Source organism: Corallococcus interemptor (genome assembly GCF_003668875.1).
Lineage (GTDB): Bacteria > Myxococcota > Myxococcia > Myxococcales > Myxococcaceae > Corallococcus > Corallococcus interemptor.
The window spans coordinates 31,059-52,613 of the sequence record NZ_RAWM01000025.1; the positions used below are offsets into that span (position 1 = coordinate 31,059).

The 21,555-nt window shown below is 70.5% G+C and carries 21 protein-coding genes; 8 read left to right on the forward strand and 13 right to left on the reverse strand.

The features are described from left to right. Positions 1–65: 65 nt before the first annotated feature. Positions 66–974: a LysR family transcriptional regulator gene (locus D7X96_RS12125; protein ID WP_244219554.1), complete on the reverse strand. Its 909-nt coding sequence runs from the start codon at positions 972–974 to the stop codon at positions 66–68. A gap of 181 nt (positions 975–1,155) precedes the next feature. Here D7X96_RS12125 and D7X96_RS12130 point away from each other — a divergent pair, with 181 nt between their 5' ends. Then, positions 1,156–2,415, forward strand: coding sequence for an MFS transporter (locus D7X96_RS12130; RefSeq protein ID WP_121769785.1), 1,260 nt, complete (start codon positions 1,156–1,158; stop codon positions 2,413–2,415). On the opposite strand, the gene D7X96_RS12135 is transcribed toward D7X96_RS12130, so the two are convergent. The 3 genes from D7X96_RS12135 to D7X96_RS12145 all read right to left on the reverse strand — a co-directional run bounded on the left by D7X96_RS12135 (position 2,378) and on the right by D7X96_RS12145 (position 5,641). Continuing rightward, complete coding sequence (locus D7X96_RS12135) at positions 2,378–3,493, reverse strand: hypothetical protein (protein ID WP_233609783.1); 1,116 nt, start codon at positions 3,491–3,493, stop codon at positions 2,378–2,380. The two genes, D7X96_RS12130 and D7X96_RS12135, sit on opposite strands and share 38 nt — an antisense overlap. 340 nt (positions 3,494–3,833) lie before the next feature. Beyond that, the gene (locus D7X96_RS41460; RefSeq protein WP_120548531.1) at positions 3,834–4,481 is read right to left on the reverse strand and encodes a response regulator; all 648 of its coding nucleotides are present in this window, start codon (positions 4,479–4,481) and stop codon (positions 3,834–3,836) included. After that, positions 4,478–5,641, reverse strand: a complete 1,164-nt coding sequence (locus D7X96_RS12145; protein ID WP_121769768.1) for a sensor histidine kinase — start codon at positions 5,639–5,641, stop codon at positions 4,478–4,480. Before D7X96_RS12145 ends, D7X96_RS41460 begins: the two co-directional genes overlap by 4 nt. A gap of 139 nt (positions 5,642–5,780) precedes the next feature. On the opposite strand from D7X96_RS12145, the gene D7X96_RS12150 reads away from it, so the two are divergent. After that, positions 5,781–6,488: a DUF2306 domain-containing protein gene (locus D7X96_RS12150; protein ID WP_120548515.1), complete on the forward strand. Its 708-nt coding sequence runs from the start codon at positions 5,781–5,783 to the stop codon at positions 6,486–6,488. On the opposite strand, the gene D7X96_RS12155 is transcribed toward D7X96_RS12150, so the two are convergent. Continuing rightward, entirely contained in the window at positions 6,460–7,077 is a 618-nt protein-coding gene (locus D7X96_RS12155; RefSeq protein ID WP_120548516.1) for a TetR/AcrR family transcriptional regulator, read from the reverse strand. The two genes, D7X96_RS12150 and D7X96_RS12155, sit on opposite strands and share 29 nt — an antisense overlap. Before the next feature lie 122 nt (positions 7,078–7,199). On the opposite strand from D7X96_RS12155, the gene D7X96_RS12160 reads away from it, so the two are divergent. Next, a complete protein-coding gene (locus tag D7X96_RS12160) occupies positions 7,200–8,414 on the forward strand; it encodes a macrolide family glycosyltransferase (protein WP_120548517.1) in 1,215 nt (404 codons plus the stop codon). Here D7X96_RS12160 and D7X96_RS12165 read toward each other — a convergent pair. After that, positions 8,388–9,383 carry a DUF1801 domain-containing protein gene (locus tag D7X96_RS12165; RefSeq protein WP_121769769.1) on the reverse strand — a complete coding sequence of 332 codons (996 nt, stop codon included), beginning with the start codon at positions 9,381–9,383 and terminating at the stop codon, positions 8,388–8,390. The two genes, D7X96_RS12160 and D7X96_RS12165, sit on opposite strands and share 27 nt — an antisense overlap. 70 nt (positions 9,384–9,453) lie before the next feature. Between D7X96_RS12165 and D7X96_RS12170 the strand changes: the two genes are divergently transcribed. Continuing rightward, positions 9,454–10,212: a 2OG-Fe(II) oxygenase gene (locus D7X96_RS12170; RefSeq protein ID WP_120548519.1), complete on the forward strand. Its 759-nt coding sequence runs from the start codon at positions 9,454–9,456 to the stop codon at positions 10,210–10,212. 39 nt (positions 10,213–10,251) lie between these two features. Here the strand turns inward: D7X96_RS12170 and D7X96_RS12175 are convergent, their stop codons facing one another. From D7X96_RS12175 to D7X96_RS12185, 3 genes are all read right to left on the reverse strand, one after another. Continuing rightward, a complete protein-coding gene (locus D7X96_RS12175; RefSeq protein ID WP_120548520.1) occupies positions 10,252–10,446 on the reverse strand; it encodes a hypothetical protein in 195 nt (64 codons plus the stop codon). A 90-nt stretch (positions 10,447–10,536) separates the two neighbouring features. Continuing rightward, a complete protein-coding gene (locus D7X96_RS12180; RefSeq protein ID WP_120548521.1) occupies positions 10,537–11,667 on the reverse strand; it encodes a hypothetical protein in 1,131 nt (376 codons plus the stop codon). A 40-nt stretch (positions 11,668–11,707) separates the two neighbouring features. Next, the gene (locus D7X96_RS12185) at positions 11,708–12,379 is read right to left on the reverse strand and encodes a proline and serine-rich protein 1 family protein (protein WP_120548522.1); all 672 of its coding nucleotides are present in this window, start codon (positions 12,377–12,379) and stop codon (positions 11,708–11,710) included. A 156-nt stretch (positions 12,380–12,535) separates the two neighbouring features. Between D7X96_RS12185 and D7X96_RS12190 the strand changes: the two genes are divergently transcribed. Together D7X96_RS12190 and D7X96_RS12195 are read left to right on the forward strand one after the other, a co-directional pair. After that, positions 12,536–13,471, forward strand: a complete 936-nt coding sequence (locus D7X96_RS12190) for a bestrophin family protein (RefSeq protein ID WP_121769770.1) — start codon at positions 12,536–12,538, stop codon at positions 13,469–13,471. A 65-nt stretch (positions 13,472–13,536) separates the two neighbouring features. Continuing rightward, entirely contained in the window at positions 13,537–14,292 is a 756-nt protein-coding gene (locus D7X96_RS12195; protein ID WP_244219555.1) for an endonuclease/exonuclease/phosphatase family protein, read from the forward strand. Between the two features lie 42 nt (positions 14,293–14,334). Here the strand turns inward: D7X96_RS12195 and D7X96_RS40420 are convergent, their stop codons facing one another. Both D7X96_RS40420 and D7X96_RS12205 read right to left on the reverse strand, forming a co-directional pair. After that, positions 14,335–15,819, reverse strand: coding sequence for an endo alpha-1,4 polygalactosaminidase (locus D7X96_RS40420; protein ID WP_208647301.1), 1,485 nt, complete (start codon positions 15,817–15,819; stop codon positions 14,335–14,337). Between the two features lie 82 nt (positions 15,820–15,901). Beyond that, the gene (locus D7X96_RS12205; protein WP_121769772.1) at positions 15,902–16,813 is read right to left on the reverse strand and encodes a LysR family transcriptional regulator; all 912 of its coding nucleotides are present in this window, start codon (positions 16,811–16,813) and stop codon (positions 15,902–15,904) included. A 151-nt stretch (positions 16,814–16,964) separates the two neighbouring features. On the opposite strand from D7X96_RS12205, the gene D7X96_RS12210 reads away from it, so the two are divergent. Beyond that, complete coding sequence (locus D7X96_RS12210) at positions 16,965–17,825, forward strand: haloalkane dehalogenase (protein WP_121769773.1); 861 nt, start codon at positions 16,965–16,967, stop codon at positions 17,823–17,825. Positions 17,826–17,834: 9 nt separating this feature from the next. Here the strand turns inward: D7X96_RS12210 and D7X96_RS12215 are convergent, their stop codons facing one another. Together D7X96_RS12215 and D7X96_RS39945 are read right to left on the reverse strand one after the other, a co-directional pair. Then, on the reverse strand, positions 17,835–20,423 hold the full coding sequence (locus D7X96_RS12215) for a DEAD/DEAH box helicase (RefSeq protein ID WP_306449773.1): 2,589 nt from the start codon (positions 20,421–20,423) through the stop codon (positions 17,835–17,837). A gap of 301 nt (positions 20,424–20,724) precedes the next feature. After that, positions 20,725–21,114: a hypothetical protein gene (locus tag D7X96_RS39945; protein WP_158626575.1), complete on the reverse strand. Its 390-nt coding sequence runs from the start codon at positions 21,112–21,114 to the stop codon at positions 20,725–20,727. Between the two features lie 213 nt (positions 21,115–21,327). Here D7X96_RS39945 and D7X96_RS12220 point away from each other — a divergent pair, with 213 nt between their 5' ends. Continuing rightward, complete coding sequence (locus tag D7X96_RS12220) at positions 21,328–21,528, forward strand: hypothetical protein (RefSeq protein ID WP_120550545.1); 201 nt, start codon at positions 21,328–21,330, stop codon at positions 21,526–21,528. The last annotated feature ends 27 nt before the right edge of the window (positions 21,529–21,555 follow it).

A 21,555-nucleotide genomic window follows, 5' to 3' on the forward strand; every position in this document is an offset into this window, starting at 1 on the left:
TGGTCGTGCGTCGACCTTGAGCGGGAGTGTCCACGCACTCGAGGAAAGCGTGTGATTAACCCGAATTAAATCAGACGCTGCGGTCTCGTCGTCGCCTCGGAGAGGGCCGCGGGGATCCGCTCCCGCATCAGCTCCACGAACCGGCGCAGCCGCGCGGGATGGAACCTCGCGGCCGGGTAGAGCAGGAACATGGGCAGCGGTGCCGCCCGCCACTCGGGCACCAGGTGCACGAGCCGGCCGCGCTGGAGGTCTTCCCGGAGCACCCACGTCGAACCCACGCCGATGCCCAGCCCCTTCACCGCGGCGCTGCGCATGGCGTAGAGGCTGTCCGTGCTCACGCGCGGCTGGAAGACGATGCGCCGCACCTCGCCGGTGCCCACGTGGGTCAGCGAGAGCTCGCCGCGATAGAACGTGCGCAGCGACAACCAGGGCAGCCTCGCCAGCGCGTCCGGATGCGACGGCGCGGGCCCGCCCTTCAGCACCGACGGCGCGGCCACCACGATGCGCGGCACCTCCGCCACCCGGATGGCCACCACGCTGGGGTCCTGCACCTCACCGACGTGGATGGCGCAGTCGATGCCGTCGGCGATGAAGTCCACCGCCCGGTCGTGCAGCAGCCACTCCACGGAGACCCGCGCGTGGCGGTCCAGGTACTCCCTCAGGAGCTCCACCAGCAGCTCCTGGCCGAACGCGTGCGGCACCACGACGCGCAGCGTGCCCTCGGGCTCGTCGCCCGCGCCGCGCAGGTCGGACTCGAAGGACTCCCAGCTGGCCAGCAGCTCCTTCGCCCGTTCGTAGCAGCGCGCCCCGTCCTCCGTGAGCTTCATGGCGTGGGTGGAGCGCTGGAGCAGCCGCAGTCCCAGCGAGCGCTCGAGCGCCTGGAGGCGGCGGCTCACCGTGGGCTGCGTGGTGCCCAGCTGCGCGGCGGCGGAGGACAGGCTCCCGGCATCCACGATGCGCAGGAACGTCTGCATCAGCTCCAGGCGGTCGGTACTGGCGGGCGCGGGGCTCTTGAGAGGGGGCGCGCGCCTCCGGGATGGCTTCGACGGACGGGGCATACGCACGGCGTATAACCGCTGTACGACTCACGCGTCTACCGTGGGCCTCCTCTCTGGAGCACTGTCACCTCATCGCGCATCAACCGAGGTGAACGTCATGTCCTTCATTCGCGCCGTACATGGAACCGCCCTCCCCGCTCCGGCCACCACCTCCCCGGCGCCGCTGTCGCACGGCCTGCGCCTGCTGCTGGCCGCGAGCGCCGGCCTGTCGGTGGCGTCCATCTATTACAGCCAGCCGATGCTGGGGGTGATGGGGGCCAGCCTGGGAGCCTCCGACACCGCGGTGGGCCTGGTGCCCATGCTCACGCAGCTGGGCTACGCGCTGGGCATCCTGCTGCTCACGCCCCTGGGTGACCGGTTCGACCGGCGCCGCATCATCGTCATCAAGGCCGCCCTGCTGAGCGTGGCGCTGCTGCTGGGCGGCTTCGCCCCGGGCATCACGCCGCTGTTGGGCGTGAGCTTCGTCGTCGGCCTGACGGCGACGCTGGCCCAGGACATCGTCCCCGCCGCCGCGACCCTGGCCGCGGAGCACGAGCGCGGCAAGGTGGTGGGCTCGGTGATGACGGGGCTGCTGCTGGGCATCCTCCTGTCCCGCGTCATCAGCGGCGTGGTCGCCGAGCACTTCGGCTGGCGCGCCATGTTCCAGGTCGCCGCCGCCAGCGTGGCGCTCGTGGGCGTGGCGGCGTGGCGCGGCCTGCCCCGCTTCCACCCGTCCAACACGCTCTCCTATGGCGCGCTGCTCAAGTCGCTCGTCAGCCTGTGGACGCGGTATGGCGCCCTGCGCCGGGCCGCGCTGGCGCAGGCGTTCATCTCCATTGGCTTCAGCGCGTTCTGGTCCACGCTCGCCGTGATGCTGCACGGCGCGCCGTTCCACCTGGGCAGCGCGGCCGCCGGTGCCTTCGGTCTGGCGGGCGCGGCGGGGGCGTTGGGTGCGCCGGTGGCGGGCCGCATCGCGGATCGCTTCGGGCCGGAGGTCGTCACGCGGCTGGGTGCCGGGCTGACCGTCGTCTCCTTCGCCACGATGTTCGCGGCCCCGTGGCTGGAGCCGCACCACCGGCTGTGGCTGATTGGCGCCAGCGCCGTCGGCTTCGACCTGGGCGCGCAGATCACCCTCGTGGCGCACCAGACGCTCGTCTTCGGAATCGAGCCCGCCGCCCGCAGCCGGCTCAACGCGGTGCTGTTCGTCTGCGTCTTCATCGGCATGTCCATCGGCGCGGCGGGCGGCAGCCTGGTGCTCGCCCGCTGGGGATGGATGGCGGTGACGCTGCTGGCGACGGCGTCCTCGCTGGCGGCCCTGGCGGTCCGCCTGTTCCCGGCCGCTACTGCGCGGCCTGCTCCGACAGCAGCCGGACGTTGAGCGCGCCGTTGGCGAAGAACTGGCTGTTCTGCCCCACGCGGTGCTGCTCCAGCCGGCGCTGGAGGTTGACGTCGTAGCGGCCCAGCTTCATCAGCCCGTCGTTGAACCAGCCGTCCCCCACCCCGGTGCCATCCACGTAATCGGAATACACCCTGGCCGAGGGCCAGATGACGGTGTTGAGCGTCGCGACGAACCGGCGGATGTCCGCGTCCGTCCACTCCATGCCCGCGTCGTGGGCCTCGACGATGTAGGCCACCACGTTGTTGGCGTGCGCCACGTCCTGGCCGGGCTGGGCGTTGGTGTCCCACTTGTCGTTCCAGAACCACGCCGTCGGGTGGTCCGGATTGGGCGCCAGCTTCGAGCGCAGCGAGGACGGGAAGTTCGGCATGCCGCGGTTGATTTTGTCGAAGACCTCCAGGTAGCGGGCCTTGTTGTCCGGGTTGTTGGTCATGCGCGACAGGTCCATGGCGATGAAGGCCCAGTGCGCGGCCATGTGCGTGCGGTTGCGGTAGACGAAGTCGTTCGCGCCGCGCACGTACCACTTCTCGAAGATGTTCTTTTCGGAGAAGGCCAGCAGCCGGTCGTACTGCCTGCGGTAGGTGTACGTGGCGTAGAGGTCCGGCGTCTCGCGGATGACGCGCAGCATGCGAGTCACGTAGCGCCAGCAATAGCTCTCATAGAGCGGCACCTCCTGCCCGGCCGGGGATGACAGGGACGAGGTCCAGCCCAGATACCCGTCCTTGAACTGGCTGTTGGGCAGCGACGAGGAGACCCGGGCGGAGGCCATCAGGTTGTTGGCGTAGAGCAGGGCCCGGTCCAGGTACGCGCGCTTCCCGGTGGCCCGGTACATCGCCGTGTTGGCGTCCAGGCCATAGGCCAGGTTGTAGAAGTCCCAGCTGTCGCGCGAGTTGCTCCAGGGCAGGAAGGTCTGCATGTGCTCCCGTCCCCACTCCTCCACGAACATCCCCTCCCAGGTCGTGACGGGCCGGAGCCCCGCGGGCGTCGGAGGCAGCGCGGGGGGCGTATAGGGAACGGCATCCGTGTCGGGCGAATGAGCCGGATCCACGGGGAAGGCCATCGCTTCAGGGTCTTCAATCCGTCCTGAGACTTCACATGCACCGCACAGCAGAAAAGCGAGCATCACGACCGGGACATGGATCCAACGAGAGCGGCACGAGCAGCGGGGGTTTGACATCGGGGGTCCTCGCTTCAGGTCGATGTGGCCCGCAAGGGTATGGGCGCGACCGGACCCTCCCAATGCCCCCCAGGCAACGGCCGTGCTTCCAGGACCGGACGGAGACATGCCCCGGACGCCTGCTTCCTCTCGGGTGTGACATCCGCGGCTGGACAGACGGAACGTCCAGCACCAGCCGCTCCCGCCGGAAGCGGTTCGATAGTCGAGACACGGCCCCGCGGGCCTACAGGCAGCCCAGCTCCATGGCGCGCAGCACGGCGCGGGTGCGGTCCCTCACGCCCAGCTTGGAGAGGATGCTGGAGGTCTGGTTCTTCACCGTGCCCTCCGCGGTCCCCAGCGCGTCGGCGATCTCCCGGTTGCTCAAGCCCCGCGCGATGAGGCGCAGCACCTCCACCTCGCGGCGGGTCAGCCCCTCTGGCAAATCCGCGTGGGGGAAGTCCCGGGGCAGCTCCGCCATGCCGCGCGCCACGCGCTCCGCCACGCCCGGCGGCAGCAGCGTCTGTCCGGAGGCGACGCGCCGGATGGCCTCCGCCAGCTCCTCCAACGACACGTCCTTGAGGAGGAAGCCCTGCACGCCCAGGCGCAGGGCCTCGATGAGGACGGCGTCCTCGTCGAAGGTCGTGAGCAGCACCACGCGCCGCTCCGCGTCCGTGCGGCGCAGCGCGCGCAGGGCCTCCAGCCCCGTCATGCGCGGCATGCGCACGTCCATGAGCACGACGTCCGGCTGAAGCTCCGCGACCTTGCGCAGCGCCTCCTCGCCATCCGAGGCCTCGCCCACCACCCGCAGGTCCGGCGTCAGCTCCAGCAGGCTGCGCAGGCCCTGGCGCACCAGGGCGTGATCATCCGCGAGCACCAGGCGCACCGTGTTCACGTCCCCACCTCATGCTCCCGCGTGGCCGGCAGCCACGCCTCCAGCTCCAGGCCCTGCCCCGCCGCCGCGCGCCACTCCACGCGGCCGCCCAGCCGGGTGAACCGCTCCCGCATGCCGGTGAGCCCCGCGCCGGGCGCCACCCGCGCCGCGCCGCTGCCGTCGTCCCGCGCATGCACGCGCACGCCGCCGTCCTCCGTGGAGGCAATGACAATCCACAGGTTCCGGGCCCGGGCGTGGCGCAGCGTATTGGTCAGGACCTCCTGCACGCAGCGGAACAGCGAGTGCGCCGCCTCGGAGGACTCCAGGGCCAGCTCGCCGGGGACGTCCAGGTGGACGGCGAGCCCGGGGGCACCTTCCGCGAGCACGCGCAGCGAGGGCAACAGCGGCATGGGCGCCTCGCGCAGCTCCGTCACGGTGCGCCGCACCTCGGACAGGAGCGTGCGGGCGGCCTCGCGCGCACGGCGCAGGTGTTCCGCGACGGCCGGGTCCTTCGCGGTGTACGCGGCGGCCTCCAGGTTGAGGCTGAGCGCGGTGAGGTGGTGCCCCACGGAGTCGTGCAGCTCGCGGGAGATGCGCAGCCGTTCGCCCTCGCGCTCCCGCGTGGCCAGCAGCACCTGGGTGGCCTGGAGTTCCGCGTGGACGTGGGCCAGCTCGCGGCGGGCCTCGGCCTCGCGGACCATCACCAGGGCCGTGCCGAACGTGAAGCCCTGGAAGCCGGTGTAGATGAGCGTCTGCACCAGGGCCTGCACGAGCGGGCGCTGGAGCGCGAACACGACGAGCATGCCCAGCGCCTGGGCCCCCACCCACGCCAGCGCCCGGCGCTGGGGGAGGATCTCCGGCACCTGCCCGGCGGTGATGGCGAGCAGCGCGCCGTCCAGCCCGCTTCCCCCCGTGGCCAGGCAGACGAGCGCCGACAGCGTCTGCGCCGCGAGCAGTGGCAGTTCGCCCCGGCCCTGCACCCGCGTCTGCAACCAGAAGGACCCGCCGAAGGTGAGGAGCGCCAGCGCCCAGAGCAGCGTGTCCGGCGCCAGCCACCGCGAGGGCTCACGCGCCAGGTCCTCGACGTGCGCGAAGCCGACCACGGCCCAGGTCAGCATCCCGGCGACGAGCAGCATGCGATGGGTGTTGGCGGGCTTCGCCACGAAGGACCGCGCGGACATGGCGCCGGACCCTAGGCCACCCGGGGCCTGGGGACCATGTGCCGGAAGTCACATGCGGGCCGTATGACTTCCGCCAGATGGAGACACATGCGCCGGCGCGTACGGTGCTTCTCGGACTCGCAGCACATCGGAGGCATCCGTGTCGCTCTATCTCTTCGCCCGCTGGCTCCATATCGCTTCGGGGATCATCGCCTTCATCTCGCTCTGGCTTCCCCTGGTGGCGCGCAAGGGAGGCACCCTGCACCGGCGCGTGGGCCAGGTCTACGTGGGCGCGATGATCTCCGCGGCCATCTCCGCGCTGGCCATCTCCGGCTGGCGCTTCATCCAGGCCCCGGGCGAGCAGCCCATGGACCTCTTCTTCATCTACATCGCCGTGCTGAGCGCGGCCTCCGCGTCCATGGGCGTGCGGGTCATCCGGACGAAGGCGCGCACCGGGGCGAGCACGCACCCGTTGGACGTGGGCCTGTCCACGCTGCTGTTGTGCATGGGGCTCTTCACGGAGGCGTATGGCCTGCGGATGGGCGTGCCGCTCCTGTGGGGCTTCGCGCCGGTGGGCATCCTCTCCGGCGTGACGGGGCTCTGGTACTGGATGCGGCCGCCCCAGGAGCGGATGCACTGGTGGTTCCAGCACATGGGCGCCATGGTGGCCTCGGGCATCGGCACCATCACGGCCTCCCTCGTCGTGAACGCCCGGCACGTGGGCATCGAGGGCCTGCAGCTCGCCATCTTCCTGGGGCCCACGGTGGTGGGCGTGGTGGGGCTGAACGTGTGGACGCGCTACTACCGTCAGCGCTTCTCCCCCAGGAAGGCTCCGGCCCTCAGCGCGGCGCCCCTGCCCGGGCGGTAGGCCGCAGCGCGGCGATGGCCAGGTCCGCCACGGTGTCCGCGTACGCGCTGGTGAGGGGCGCGGTGCGAAGCAGCCACCGGTGGAAGAGCGGCCCGACGAACAGCTCCACCGCGACGTCCAGGTCCACGCCCTTCGCGACCTGGCCCGCGCGCTGCGCGGAACGCAGCCGCTCCTGGAGCGCCTTCAGGTGGGGCCGCAGCACGGCCTCCACGAACTGCTGGGACAGCGCGGGGTCCATCTGGGACTCGGCGGTGAGCGCCCGCGAGGGCAATTCGAAGCGCGGATCCGTGAGCTCCTTCACCGTGGCGCGCAGCACCTCCCGCAGGTCGGCCTTGAGGTTGCCGGTGTCCGGCAGCGCCACGGGTTGGCTGCCGCCGCTCAGCTCCACGAAGGCGTCCAGCACCACCGCGCCCTTGGAGGGCCACCACCGGTAGATGGTCTGCTTGCCCACCCCCGCCCGCGCCGCGATCGCTTCCACCGACAGCCGCGCGTAGCCCACCTCTCCCACGAGCTCGACGGCGGCCGTGAGGATGGCCTGGCGGGAGCGCTCACTGCGGCGGGTCGGTTCCGGCGTCTTGGGGTCAGCCATGGGCGCTCAGCCTACCAAGCCTCGAAACGAGACGACACGTCTCGTCTTGACATCCCTCCCCGCCCGGCGGATTGTGACGAAACGAGACGGTCCGTCTCGCTTCCCGCCATCAGGAGAGCGCCATGTCTCGTCGTGCCCACATCGCGATGGTCAGCATCCCAGCCCACGGACACGTCAACCCGAGCCTGGAGCTCATCCGGGAGCTGGTGTCCCGAGGCCACCGGGTGACGTACGCCAACGACGCGGCCTTCGCGGAGCCCATCGCCCGCACGGGCGCGGAGCTTCGCCCCTACCGCTCGCTGCTTCCCCAAGAGGGGGTGACGCAGACGCGCTGGCCGGACGACCTGGTGGGACAGCTGGACATGTTCCTGGATGACGCCATGGCCATGCTTCCGCAGCTGCGCGCGGCGTATGAGCACGACCGGCCGGATCTCTTCCTCTACGACATCGGCTGCTCCACGGCGCGAATCCTGGGAGAGAACTGGGGCATCCCCGCGGTGCAGCTCTCCCCCTCCTCCGTCGCCTGGGAGGGCTACGAGCAGGACATGGCCGAGCTGGTGGAGATGCTGCGCACCGACCCTCGCGCCGTGGCGCACTACCAGCGCTACTCCGCCTGGCTCCAGGAGTGCGGCGTGGCGGAGACGGACGCCATGCGCTTCGTGGGGAAGCCGCCGCGCGGCCTGGTGCTCATCCCGCGCGCGCTCCAGCCCCAGGCGGACCGGGTGGACGGAAAGCGCTTCACCTTCGTGGGGCCGTGCTTCGGAGACCGCTCGGAACAGGGCTCATGGCAGCGTCCCCCCGGCGCGCGGAAGGTGGTGCTGGTGTCGCTCGGCTCGACTTTCACGAACCAGGCCGGCTTCTACCGTGCGTGCCTCGCTGCCTTTGGAGGGCTTCCCGGCTGGCACGTGGTGCTGCAGATCGGCAAGCACGTGGCGCTGGAGGAGCTGGGCGCAATCCCAGACAACGTCGAGGTCCACCGCTGGGTGCCGCAGCTGGCGGTGCTCGAGCAGGCCGATGCGTTCGTCACCCACGCGGGCATGGGCGGCTCGCAGGAGGGCCTGTACTGCGGGTTGCCCATGATCGCCGTGCCCCAGTCGACGGATCAGTTCTCCAACGCCGACCAGCTCGTGGCGCTCGGTGTCGCGCGGCGGCTCGACACGGAGGACGCCACGCCCGACGCGCTGCGCTCCGCCCTGCTTCAGCTCACGGAGGATCCGGCCGTCGCCACCCGGCTCGCGGCCCTCCGGAAGGAGCTGCGAGCGGAGGCGGGAGCCGCCCGCGCGGCGGCGCTCCTGGAGAAGGAGTTCCGCCTAGAACGCCTGGGCGAGGACCTTTGACCAGCGCTCCCGCATGGCCTCCCGGACGTCCGCGTCCGGGAGCTTCTCCATGTGCACGTGCAGGGAGGCGCCCTTCGCCTTGGGCATCACCGTGAGCTGCAACGTGGCCGGCTTCGTCCAGCCGTCCGGCTGCCAGGTCATGCGCAGACGCTTCCCGGGCTTCACCACCCGAATCTCTCCGCGCACGCCGGGGTTCCCGCGACGCCTGGGCGCTACGTAGCTTCCTCCGACCTCCGCGTTCAACGTCGCGCCCGGCCCCAGCCAGCGCTCGGGCTGGGTCGTGAGCCACGTCCACAGCTGGGGCGCGGTCATGGGCAGCGTGCGCACCACGCCCACCTGGAAGCCCGTGGTGGCTGTCTCGCCCACCACCCGCTTGCCCCGGGCCTGCTCGTACGCGACCGCGATGGACTGGCGCCACCAACCGGACTCGACGTCCCGGCCCACCAGCGTGACGAGCTGCTTGTGCGGAAGCCCGGCCGCCCCCGCCTTGTCCAGCACCCGCATCCAGGCCTTCCAGTCATGACCGGTGGCCTCCTTCACGGCGGCGTCCGTGATGCGTTCGGTGATGAGCGTCTTCTTCGCGGCCGCGAGCTTCTTCGCGCGCGTTCCAATCTCCGCGAGCCGTGTCTGCACCAGCTTCTTCACCAGCTTCGCCGGGAGCGGCTGGTCCGGCGGGAAGGTGACGCCGCTCTTCGACGTGACGTAGCCGTCCAGCTCCGCCGCCAGCGCCGGCACGACGCTGCCGCTGAAGGGGTAGTAGCCGCAGTGGTGCTTGAAGAACGCGAAGCCCGCCACGGCGCTCCCATCCACCTTGAAGGTGGGCATCTGGTAGCTGATGGACTCGGTGGCCTTGGGGAGCAGCTTCTTCAGCTGCGCGCGCAGCGCGGTCAGCGTCTTCTTCGCCGCCGGGTCAGGCACTCCCGCCAGGTAGGCATCGATGGTCTGCGGGACTCGGGTCTTCGTCGCCATGAGGGCTCCTGTCGGGTTCGCGCGCGCATGGCATCATCCACGGCTGGAAACCCCAAGCGGAAGAGGTCCCGTGAGCGTAGCAACCGTCGAAGAGGGCCCATTGCTGGGCCCGAGCTTCTTCCTCAACCGGACGGCGCTCCGTTCTCTGGCGTTGGCGCGTCGCGACACCTACGGCGGAGCCCGGCCCCATCCGCACGTCGTCATCGATGGCTTGCTGGGGGAGCGGCTGGCGACGCAGCTGGCCGGCGTCTTCCCGGGCGCGACCGGTGCACCGTGGATGCGCCGCGATCATCCGGAGCAGGCGGCGCGGCTGGGACAGCTTCAGCGCAAGGCCTTCGAAGGCGTGCACGGCGCGCTCCGGCACCTGCTCGCGGAGCTCTCCGGCATGGCGTTCCTCGACTTCCTGGAGACGCTGACCGGCATCAAGGGGCTCATCCCGGATCCTCACTTCCGCGGCGCCGGGCTGCACCTCACGCTGCGCGGAGGCCACCTGGCGCTCCACGCGGACTTCAACCGCGACCGCACCCGCGCGCTCTCACGGCGGCTGACAGTCCTGTACTACCTGAACCCGGGCTGGGAGCCCGCCTGGGGCGGTGACCTGGAGCTGTGGAACGCCGACCTCTCCCGCTGCGAGGCCCGCATCGCTCCGGTGCTGGACCGGCTGGTCGTGATGGCGCACGGCGACACCCACTGGCACGGCCACCCCGCCGCGCTGGCGTGTCCCGAGGACCGGGGCCGCGCCACGGTCGCGGCCTACTTCTACACGGCGGAGGAGTCCCCGGACGCGCCGGAGGCCCACAGCGCGCTCTGGGCGCCGGCGCGCTCCTGAGCGACCCACTCCACCGTGACCCCCAGGGCTGGAGCGCCGCTAACGCCCCGCGGCCTTCGCCCGCTTGCGCTCAATGAGCTCGCGCGCGGCCTGCCCGCTCGTGACGAACTCGACGTCCCCCTTCAGCCGTCCCGTGAGGTAGAGCGCGAAGGCGACGGCCTTGGCGCTCGCGATCTGCAGGCGCTGAAGACATCGGGCGCCTCCAGATGCACCCGATGCGCTCCGAATGCCCACTCACGTCGTTCCGTCATGAGTCCCCCCGGCCGGATACACAGACCGGGGCGGAACATACCGGGGCGCGCGGGCCCGCCACCAGGGCGGCCCCTACTCGATCGTGGAGTTCGTGACGCGGATGGGCGTGTCCGAGTGGTTGGAGATCTGCGGATAGGTCACGTACCAGGAGCCGCCCTTGTTGTTCTGGATGACCGAGCGGTCGATGCGGATGTCCCCCGAGTGGTCATTGCTCACGAAGAAGATGGCGCTGCCGTGGGCGTTGACCTCGTTGTGCTCGATGCGCGTGCCACACAGCGACAGCGTCATCTGATTGCCGTCGTTGTAGATGGCCCCGCCGCTGCCACCACCTGGCGTGCCCGGCTGCGCGGGGTTGGCGCCGTTGCCGATGGCCCGGTTGTGGGAGAAGAGGCTGTTGATGACGGTCCACGACACGCCGATGCTGCTGATGCCACCGCCGTTGGAGCAGACCCCGCCGTAGCCCTCCTTGCCTCCGAAGGTCGTGTTCACCACGTAGACGGGCTGGTCGTCGTACTGATCAAACACCCGCAGCGCGGCGCCACCGACGTCAGGCCCGGTGTCCGCGCAGACGTTGTTGAAGAAGCGGGAGTTGATGACCTTCACCCGCCCGCCGCGCACCCAGACCGCTCCGCCCCCGTCGAACTCCTTCTCGCTCTTGGAGCTGGCGTCCACGAAGGTGAGGTTCTGCAGCGTCAGCCGGGGGTGGTCCTGGTCCTGGCAGTGAGAGGTCGTCCACACCTGCGCCTGATCACAGGTGTTCATGTAGAGGATGCGGTGCTTGCCCGCCCCGCTGAGCGTCACCAGCCCCTTGCCGTCGATGACGATCTCCGGCCCCTTGTCGTTGAAGACCTTCGCCGTCTTGTCCAGCGTGATGACGACGGGCTCCGGGCCGCAGTCGAAGGTGATGACCCCACCCTTCGCCACCGCGTTGACGAACGCGTCCGAGGTGCAGCTGGCCGGAGTCCCCGTCCCGACGACGGTCGTGGGCCGCGACACGTCCGCGAGGCCCGCCTCCGCGGGGATGGTGCACGTGGCCTCCGCGTTCGGGTTGCCGGCCGGAGGTCCGTCCTTGGGGTTGGTCAGCGGATTGGGGACGTCCACGCCCTCATCGCTGGAACAGCCCGCGGCGAACACCAACGCGACACCCGCCGCCAGGGAGAGCAACGGGGACGCGGGGAACCGGTGAAGTCTCTTCGGGTGCATTCTGCCTCCAGGAGGGAGGCAGTCTAGACGGCGACAGGAATTACTGGGTGATGATGTCGGTGTACTCGCTGCCGCTGATGGAGTTCTTCCACTTGGAGGAGAAGCCCAGCGCGTGCTGCGGATTCACCACGTGCGGCGCGGCTTCCTTCGCCACCTCCAGGCGGGTGATCTCATTGTTGAACAGGTCCAGCACCAGGCCGAACTGCGCCGCCGTCAGGTAGACGCGCTTGAGCATCTTCTCCGCCTTCTCCTGGCGGACGATCTCGTTGCTCTCGCTCTTGAGCGACTGGTAGAAGCCGCGCCAGGTCGTCGCGTCCATCGCGAACTGCCCATCCCGCCGCATCGTGCAGCCCTCGTCCGAAGGCGTGCCACAGTCACGGAACGCGGGCTCGGCGGGCATCTCCGCGCGCGGCTCCTGCCGGCGCTCCATGCGGGGCTCGCGCCGGGTCTCCCCGTAGGTCTCCGTGTGGCGGCTCTCCGTCTCCATGGTGCCGCCCGTCATGCGGACGTCCATCCGGGCGCCGCCGCCGCGCACCTTCACGGTGGTGGTCTCCTCGCCGTTCTCCGTCGTCGTCGTCTTCATCTTGATGCGCGCGTTGGGCATGTCCGCGTCATCGATGTCCACCTGCATGTTGATCTCCGCGTCCTGCGCGAAGCTGGCGGACGAAACGAACAGGGACGAAACGAGCACGGCACGGACGATGCGGTTCATGGGGAATCCTGGAGTGATGTGGGTTGGGCGCGGGTGGAACGAAGGCCGTTCTCGCCGCCGCATCCTCTTCACGCACTGACCGCGAAAATATTCACGCCCTCCCAACACAGCCCGCGCGCTTGCGGCGCGCTGGGATTTGGGGCACTGGACACGGCCGTGATCGTCCGTCCCCGCCCTGGCTTCTTCAAACTGCTGTTCGTCGTGCGCGGCACCATCCTGCCGCGCGTCCTCCCCCACGTGCTGGGTGTCGCGGCGCTCGCCTCGCTGGTCGTCCTGACGCTCAAGCTGGGCCACCTGCGGCTCTCCGTGACGTCGCCCGCGCCCCTGTCGCTGCTCGGCATCGCGCTTTCCATCTTTCTCGGGTTCCGGAACAACGCCTGTTACGACCGGTGGTGGGAGGGCCGGAAGCAGTGGGGCGCGCTCATCATCGAGGTGCGCGCCTTCACCCACGCGGCCATCGCGCTGCTGGACGACGGGCGCGCCGAGCTGCCTGAAGCGGGGCGGCAGGCGGCCCGGCGGCTGATTCACCGCACCATCGCCTTCCCCTACGCGCTCGCCGCGCACCTGCGTGGACAGGACGCCGGAGAGATCATCGGCCGCGAGCTGGAGGAGGCAGAACGCTCTCGCGTCCTGGGCAGCAACAACCGCCCCAATGCCCTGCTGCGCGAGCACCAGGTGGAGCTGGCCCGCCTGCTCCGTGAAGGCCGGCTCACCGACATCACCTGGAGCGCCCTGAATGACCGGGTGCACGCCATGATGAGCATCTTCACGGCCTGCGAGCGCATCCGCCTCACGCCCCTGCCCTTCGCGTACACGGTGCTCCTGCACCGCACGGCCTACCTCTTCTGCCTGATGCTGCCGTTCGGGCTCGCCGAGTCGATGGGCTGGTTCACGCCGGTGCTCACGGCGATGATTGCCTACACCTTCTTCGGGCTGGACCTCCTCAGCGAGGAGCTGGAGGAGCCCTTCGGAGAGGCGCCCAACGATCTGCCCCTGCTCGCGATGTCGCGCACGGCGGAGATCAACATGCGGGAGTCCCTGGGCGAGCCGCAGCCGGAGCCGCTGCGCCCCAGGGACTTCATCCTCGGCTAGGGGCCGCATTTTCAGCGAATACAGGTTTAGCTAGTCTCTCCAGGCCACGCCAGGAATCACCTGGCGTGGCTTCCGAGGGACCCATGCTCAAGCTCCTGTCCTCCGCCGTCCTCAGCCTGCTGCTCTCCCTGGGGCTTCTGCCCTCCACCTCTTCGGAGGAGGCCACGGCGCTCGCCGCCACGACGGTCACGGTCGCGACGCACAACATCTGGGTTGGCCAGGGGAACACGCGGCCGCTCGCGGACATCATCGGCTGGCAGGAGGTGAGCACCGCGGAGGGCCACTCCAAGCTGGATGCGCTGGAGTACTACGACCACTTCCGGCCCGGCGCGGAGCGGCTGGCCGCGCGCAACTCCATCGCCATCTCCTGGCGCAGGAACAAGTTCGACAAGACCGGGGATGGCTCCCGGATGACGCACGAAGGCCAGGAGGGCGTGACGCCGGCGCGCTTCGTGAACTGGGTGGTGCTGAAGAACAAGGAGACCGGCGCGAAGCTGGCCTTCGTCAACACCCACTACATCTCCGGCGCCTGGAACGGCGAGCACCCGGAGCGCCAGGAGCGCTGGCGGACGCACAACGCCGTGGTGCGCGAAGTCGTCGCGGACCTGCTGGCCCGCGACCTGCCCGTCGTCCTGCTGGGGGACTTCAACCGCGCGCTGTCCCAGGACATCCCCGGGATGAACCACCTGAACACGGCGGGCGTGGACGGCGTGCCCATTGATCAGATCTACGTGAAGCGCGGCATCGGCACCGGCCCCGCGGAGCGGCTGGAGAAGTACGGCTCGGACCACTTCGCCTACCGGGCCACCGTGTCGTACTGAGTGAAGGGGCCGGGGCGCGAAGACACCCCGGCCCGCTTCGCGCTACCAGCAGGTGAACTGGAGGTTGTCGTACCGGACCGACGCGGTGGTGAAGACCAGGGTGCGCAGGTCGCCCTGGGCAAAGCCGCTCTCACCGCAGGCGCAGGTCGCGCCGGTGCCCGTGCAGGACGTCCAGCCGGTGGTCACTCCGCCGGAGTCCTTGCGGTACTCGGCGTTGAAGACCGCCTTGTTGTTGTTCGTGAAGGCCGTCTTGTAGACGCCGCACTCGTTGTACTTCTGGCACTGCTCGTTGATGGCGAAGTCGAAGGCGTCCGCGAGCGACGCGACCTGGTCCACGTCGTTCTTGAGCGCGATGCCCAGGCACAGCGAGTGGGCGGTGGTGGCCAGCCAGCGGTTGTAGTCCAGCTGGTTCGCCGCCGTGAGGCCCCAGCAGGCCTGGTCGGTGCAATTGATTTCATCGTCGTGCGAGTAGCCGTCCACGTTGTCCGGCTCCACCGCGTCGCAGCCCTTGTCCTTCGCCAGCTGCATGCGCGACGTCATCACCGTGCGCACCGCGGGCTTGCGGTGATCCAGCCACCATTCACAGCCGCCGCCGCTGGTGCACCAGTCGCCCAGGATGTGGACGGACTGCGCGCAGTTCTCCCCGGGGGTGCAGTACGTGTCCTGCGGGAACTGGTTCACGTCGTCCCGCCAGTCCTCGTAGGTGCCCGCGCTGAAGTAGCAGACCACCTTCTTGCCGGCGTTCTTGTACTCCTGGATCTTCGTGGGGGTCGTGTTGAAGAGGTCCACGACGTAGACCTGGGCGTTGAGGTTCGTGGGGATGGACGCGTGCTCCAGGTCCCACATCCAGGTGGTGCCCCTGGGGAACACCGGCAGCGTGCAGGTCGGGTCACCACCACCACCACCACCGACGTCCCACGACACCTGGAGCCGGAGGCTGTCCAGCTGCGCAGCGTCCGTGCCCGCGCCCTTGACGAGGCGGGCGCGGATGTCGCCCGTGCTCGACACGAAGTTCGACGCGGCCTCGGTGGCCGGCAGGCCGAGCGTCAGGGCCGGGGTCCAGACCCAGTCACCGCGCCCCTGCGAGTTGGCGAGGGTGACCCAGCTGGACGTCGAGAACCGGTAGAGCTGCCACTGGTAGTAGGACGTGGCGGTCCCGGGCCCCTGGTACTTCGTCAGGAGTTGGAGCTGGGTGATCTGCGCCGGGGTGGGCGCGGCCTGGGTGAGGCTTGAGAGCTTGAAGGTCAGGTAGCCCGTGTAGCTGGGGCTGAACTCGATGTACTGCGCATAGCAGTCCGCGTACGCGCCCACCGTGCAGTTCGCGCTGTTCGTCTTGAGCACGGCCATGCCGCCGCTCTTGCCGGACGCGTCCGTGTTCGCCAGCGTGCTCGCGGAGGCGAAGTCGATGACCTCCGAGCCCGGCAAGGCCTGCTGTTGTGACTCCGGCGCGTCATCCGCCTCCAATGACATGCATCCGGGCAGCAGCAAGGCAAGACAGGGCAACAGCCAGGCACTCCGATTCAGCATCACGCCTCCAAGGGTTTGTGCCCGGCTATCACAAAAGGCCATCGGAGCGGCGCGATGGTGCTCAACGAACAGGACACCACGCTCACGCGTCCAGGACCGCGCGGCGCACCAGCTCCCGGAAGTAGCGCGCCGCCGGGTCCGCGTGCGTGCGGTCATGCCAGCACAGGGCCAGCTTGACGGTGTGCGCGGGCACCGGCGCGTTGACGCCGCGCACGCCCAGGCGTGTGCCCTGAGCGGCGAGCAGTGACTCCGGCAGCGTGGTGACCAGGTCCGTCTCCGCCACCATCGCGGCAGCCGTCAGGAAGGACGGCACCGTCACCGCGACCTCCCGGCGGATGCCCGCGCGTGCGTACGCGGCGCCGGCGAGGTCCCGGAAGCCCTTGCCCGGAACCATCTCCACGCCCACGTGCCGGAGCGCGCCGAGTGCACGCGGGGACAGGCGCTTCGCGAGCGCGGGGTGGCCTTCACGCGCGACGAGGACGGTGCGCTCGTCCAGCAGGGGTTCGACGTGCAGGCCCGCGCCCCTCCCGGCGAGTCCGAGGTGCAGGTCGACCTGGGACGAGGTCAGGTCCCCCAACGCGACGAGCGAGGCGATGCCGACCACGGCGAGGCGCGCGTCCGGCATCTCCTGGCCCATCCGGGAAGCGATTCGGGGTCCCCAGGTGACCTGCCCCGCGTCGGCGACGGCGAGGGTGAACGTTCGCTTGCAGCGCGCCGGCTCGAATGGGGCCTCGTGAAGCCCGGACTCCAGCTCCCGCAGCCCTCGCGCGATGGCGGGGGCGAGCGCGAGCGCGCGCGGCGTGGGGACGATGCCCCGGCCCTTTCGCGTGACCAGGGGGTCCCCCAGCACGGAGCGCAGGCGCGCCAGGCTGTTGCTGATGGCGGACGGCGTGACGTGGAGCCGCTCGGCCGCGCGCACCACGCTGCGCTCGGTGAGGACGGTGTGGAGCACCAGCAGGAGGTTGAGGTCGAGGGCCGCGATCGAAATGCTCACGGCTGGTGAGCCTAGACCTCACGAACCATCACTACCAGCGAGGTCTCCCCTTCCCCATCATGGGTGCATGCACAGACTGCTCGGCTGTCTCGCCGCGGGCGTGCTCATCGCCTGCCGCGCCTCCCCACCGCTTCCATCCCGGAGCACCCCCATGCCCACGGTTCATCGGCTTCAGGTCCTCGACTCGTTCATCTCCTACCGGGAGACAGGGACGGGCTCGCCCATCGTGTTCCTGCACGGCAACCCCACGTCCTCGCACGTGTGGCGCAACGTCATGCCGGGGCTCGCCGGCCGTGGGCGGTGCCTCGCGCCGGACCTCATCGGGATGGGCGATTCGGGCAAGCCGGACAGCCCCTACCGGTTCGCGGACCATGCGAAGTACCTCGATGCGTGGTTCTCGGCGCTCGACCTGCGGGACGTCGTGCTCGTTGGCTATGACTGGGGTGGCGTGCTGGCCCTGGATTGGGCGCGGCGGCATCCGGACCGCGTGCGGGGCGTGGCCGTCTTCGAGACGTTCCTGCGTCCCATGCAATGGAGCGACTGGCCTCCCCAGGGCGAACAGCTGTTCCGCGCCCTGCGGACCCCAGGCGCCGGCGAGAAGCTGGTGCTGGAGCAGAACGCGTTCCTCGACAGGTCCTTCGCGAATGGTGTCCAGCACGGCCTCGCGGAGGCGGACCGGGCCGTCTACTTCGCTCCGTACCCCGACCCGGCGTCGAGGCGCCCGGTGCTGCAATGGCCGCGCGAGATTCCCATCGAGGGTGAGCCCGCCGACGTCGTCGCGGTGGTGAAGGCCTATGACGCGTGGCTCGCCGAGCCGTCCGCGAAGCCCGTGCTCCTGCTGACCTTCGGGGACACCGGCCTCAACGCGCCGCACATCATCAATTGGGCGCGCGACAACCTCCCGGCCGTGGAGATCGTCCCGCTGGGACGCGCGGGGCACCATGCTCCGGAGGACGCACCGGAGGACATCGTGCGCGCCCTGAGGCTCTGGCTGGACCGCCGCGCGAGATGACTTCGCGGCTCAGCGCCGCCGCCTGCCTCCCGGGCGCCTGCCATTCCTGGGCGCCTTGCCGTGGTGGCCCCGTGGCCCCCCGCGCCAGGGGGCGCCCCGCTCACGCTCCTGCTCCGGGGGCGGACGCTCCCGGGTGGCCTGGGCGATCTCATCCGGCATCCAGGGCCGGTCGAGCAGTTCCTGGAGCTCCAGGAGCGAACGAGCCTGGAGCACGCCCCGGCGGCCCCGGGCCACGCTGAAGCGCTGGGGACGGTCGAGCAGCGGCAGCTCCTCCTCCACCAGCGTGCGCGCAAGCTTCTCCGGCAGGTGCAGCCGCACCACGCCGCGCGGGGCGCCGTCCGTCAGCTCCTCCACGTCGTACTCCAGCGGCACCTCCTGCTCGCGGACCTCCACGGCGTCCGGGAGCGCCATGAGCGCCCTCCGCGTCGCGGGCGGCACGAGCGCGTCCAGGTCCAGCCGCAGCGGGCGCGCCTTGAAGTCGTCGAGCGTGTCCACGCCGTCCAGCTGCGCTTCGTAGAGCGCGGTGAGCTCCGGCTCGCCCAGCGGCGCGGTGATGCCTCCCGAGCGCCGCCACAGCTCACGCACCTCGGCGATGGCGACCCGGTGGCGGTCCACCGCGGGGTGTGGCGCTTCGCCCCGCGCCAGCGCTTCGGCGAGCGCGTGGCGGGCCGCCTTCGCGTGCTCCGGCCCCCAGGCGCGCAGCACGTCCACTTCCTGCTCCAGCGCGAAGCCGAAGAACTCCAGCCGCGTGACGAGCACGACCGAGCGGAAGCGCTCGTCGTACACGGGCGCGGCGGAGTGACGGCGGGCATGGCGGCGCAACAGCGACTGGGGCAGCTGGGTGCCTTCGATGCCGGCCTGTGATTCGCCGTTGCGGTCCGCGAAGTAGCGCAGCACGCCCGCCACCGCGCCCAGGTTGCCGCACACGCTCGTCTTCGACACGCGCGCGGAATCGCCCCAGGCCGTGCGCTCGTCGATGACCAGGTCGAAGGGCATGAAGCGCGCGAGCAGGTCGCAGAAGCGCTGGTACACGCCGGGGCTCGCGAAGGGCATGCGCGCGGGGAGCGCCAGCCCCACGCTCCGGTACACGCTCGCCGTCGCGAGCGCCGCGTCCTCCAGCGCCTTCACCAGCACGCCGCGCCCCTCGGCCCACGGCGTGAGCTTCTCCGGGTCGAAGACGTGGCGCGGCAGCCCCTGCACCTCGCCCACCGTGCCCGCTTCACGGAAGGCCTCGGCGTAGAGGTTGTACGCGGTCAGGTGGTCGCTGCCGGGCACGAGCACCCCTTCCAGGTTGCGCTCCTCGCGCGTCATCCGGTGCAGGGACTCCACCGCGCTGCACACCGCGAGGAAGGGCAGCAGGTCGTCCTCCGCGTTGACGATGAGCTCCGCCCACGGGCGCTCCACGGGCAGGGCCTCCACCGCGCGGCCGTAGGCGGACAGCCGCCCGTCCTCGTCCACGATGTTGCGCGCCCGCAGCTTCGCGAGCGCCCGGCGATAGGCATCGCGGTCCAGCGGCACGGGCAGGTCCAGCTCGTCCACCCGCACGCCCAGGGCCGCCGCGGTGAGCGCCACCCGCTCGGGTTCTCCCGCGAGCTGGAACTCCGGCTCGGTGGGCCGCAGCGAGGCGAAGTTCAGCGGCCTGTCGCTCAGGATGAAGACGCGCCCACCCTCCACGCGCCCGTGCACGCGCCCGGCCATCTGCAAGAGCTCGTTGTTGCCCAGGTGCACGCGGGTGAGCACGTTGCGGCCGCCCTCCACCACGTTCGCGAAGCGCAGGTCGTCGATGACGACCGTGTCCAGCCCCGGCACGTTGAGCGCGCTCTGGCCCGCGGCCGTCATCGTGAGCACGAAGGGCCGCGGCGCGGTGCCCTCCAGGAAAGGGCGGATGGCGCGCAGCGGCTCGCCGCCGTGGTAGTGCGCCGCGTGCACCTCCGGCGCGTTCGCGCGCACGTGGGCCGCCGCATCCTCCACGCCCGCGCGCGTGGGCAGGAACACGCCCACGCCGCGCCCCTGCCCCAGCACGTCCCGCAGGAAGGCGTTGTCCAGGAAGGACAGCGGCTGGCGGCGCTCCACCTCCACCCGGGCCGCCTTCCTCGGGTCGAAGCTGGACACCTGGAGCACGTCCGCGCTGTCCAGGTAGCGCGCGTAGAAGGCCGGATCCACCGTGGCGGACAGCCAGATGAAGCGGCAGCCCACGCGCTTGCCCAGGGCCAGGCACAGCTCCAGCTCCGCGGAGGTCTGGTGGATCTCATCCACGATGAGCGTGTCCTCCCGCCGGATGGCGCCGCCCTGGAACCAGCGCCGCGCGATGCCGGTGGTGACGATGGCCACGTCCGCGAGCGGCGTCTCCGCGGTGGCCTCCCGCTCGCGGTTGACCACCGTCACCCGCAGGGGCCGCCGGCCCACGAGCTCCTCCGCGATGGGGCGGATGGCCAGCGTCTTGCCCGTGCCGGTGCCCGCGACGATGCCGAACCCCTGCCCGCTCCGCGCCAGCTCCCGCAGGCGCTCACCGTGGTGCTCCTCCAGGTACGTGCGCAGCTCCAGCCCGAGCGCCAGCTCGATGGTCTCGCATGCTGCGCGCGTGGGCGCGATGATCACCACCCGCCCGCGTGGGGAGGGAGCGTCGGCGTGGGGCGGGAGGAATCGGTCGGTGGGCGTGCGCACGGAGACCAGTGATACGCACAGGCCGTACCCGAGGGAAGCGATTCGCTCGCGCAGGCCCGGCTCCCGGGAGGCAGGCAGCCGTCCGTGGCGGGGCCTTGGACGAGGGGCCACTGGGAACGTTGTCCACGCCCCACTCCCCGCGCGGGCGCCGAAGCGGTGCTCGACCTGCAGGGGAGCCGAGGACGCGAATCGCACGCCCCCGGCTCGTCCATCCACTGCGCTGGACTCGTCAGGGTCAGCGGCTCATGTCGCCACCACCACTACCACCGCCGCCGCCACCACCACCGCCGGAGCCGCTACCACCCGAGCCGCCCGTGCCACTGCCGCCCGTGCTGGAGCCCCCGCCGGGGGTGCCCTTGTCGCTGCCGTCAATGCTGGAGCCGCCCGTGTCCTGACTCGGCGCCTTTCCTGCTTCGCCGATCTTGCCCGGGCGTTTCCCGGCCCCCCCGGTTCCTCCATGGGGGGTCCCCTCGTCTCCACTCATGTCGTCGGACCCACTCGGAGTCGATCCGGAGCCGCCGGTGCCGCCCCCCTCCGAGCCTTCGCCCTTCGTGGTCTTGCAACCCGCCCCCACGAGCAGCGCCGACGCGAGCGTCCCCAGCAGGACTGCCTTGAATGCCTTCATTGCATGCTCCCCCTTGATGAACCGGGGCTGAAGGTCGAGGGACGCCTCTCAGGGAACCACTGCCCTTGGGGCTGGGCATGGCATCAGGAACGTGCACAACCCATGCGACGAAGAGGCAGCACGGCGCCAGGGCCCTGGACCTCCGGGCCGGGCCTCGCCCGGTGGAAGACGCACCTCTAGAATGCCCGGGCCGTTCAACCTGGGAGGTCGTACATGCGCAAGGGAATCGTGAAGTGGGTGTTCATGCTGGGCGTCGTGGCCGGTGGCGCCGCCGGGACGCTGATGCCCGCCAGCTCCGAAGCCAGCGGCATCTGCCCCGACATCTGCATGAACGAGGACTGCTCGTGCTTCCGCCAGTGTGGCCTGGCCGGCGCTCGCCAGTGCCTGTGTTCGGACGTCACCATCTGCCAGTAGGCCCCGGCGGATGAACCACGGCCGGGC

Coding starts and splice junctions, on each gene's coding strand:
- D7X96_RS39945 (WP_158626575.1), bottom strand. CDS start 21,114: ATGAAGGCATTCAAGGCAGTCCTGCTGGGGACGCTCGCGTCGGCGCTG.
- D7X96_RS12135 (WP_233609783.1), bottom strand. CDS start 3,493: ATGGCCTTCCCCGTGGATCCGGCTCATTCGCCCGACACGGATGCCGTT.
- D7X96_RS12125 (WP_244219554.1), bottom strand. CDS start 974: ATGCAGACGTTCCTGCGCATCGTGGATGCCGGGAGCCTGTCCTCCGCC.
- D7X96_RS12160 (WP_120548517.1), top strand. CDS start 7,200: ATGTCTCGTCGTGCCCACATCGCGATGGTCAGCATCCCAGCCCACGGA.
- D7X96_RS12220 (WP_120550545.1), top strand. CDS start 21,328: ATGCGCAAGGGAATCGTGAAGTGGGTGTTCATGCTGGGCGTCGTGGCC.
- D7X96_RS12180 (WP_120548521.1), bottom strand. CDS start 11,667: ATGCACCCGAAGAGACTTCACCGGTTCCCCGCGTCCCCGTTGCTCTCC.
- D7X96_RS12130 (WP_121769785.1), top strand. CDS start 1,156: ATGTCCTTCATTCGCGCCGTACATGGAACCGCCCTCCCCGCTCCGGCC.
- D7X96_RS12145 (WP_121769768.1), bottom strand. CDS start 5,641: ATGTCCGCGCGGTCCTTCGTGGCGAAGCCCGCCAACACCCATCGCATG.
- D7X96_RS12210 (WP_121769773.1), top strand. CDS start 16,965: ATGCCCACGGTTCATCGGCTTCAGGTCCTCGACTCGTTCATCTCCTAC.
- D7X96_RS12155 (WP_120548516.1), bottom strand. CDS start 7,077: ATGGCTGACCCCAAGACGCCGGAACCGACCCGCCGCAGTGAGCGCTCC.
- D7X96_RS12185 (WP_120548522.1), bottom strand. CDS start 12,379: ATGAACCGCATCGTCCGTGCCGTGCTCGTTTCGTCCCTGTTCGTTTCG.
- D7X96_RS12165 (WP_121769769.1), bottom strand. CDS start 9,383: ATGGCGACGAAGACCCGAGTCCCGCAGACCATCGATGCCTACCTGGCG.
- D7X96_RS40420 (WP_208647301.1), bottom strand. CDS start 15,819: ATGCTGAATCGGAGTGCCTGGCTGTTGCCCTGTCTTGCCTTGCTGCTG.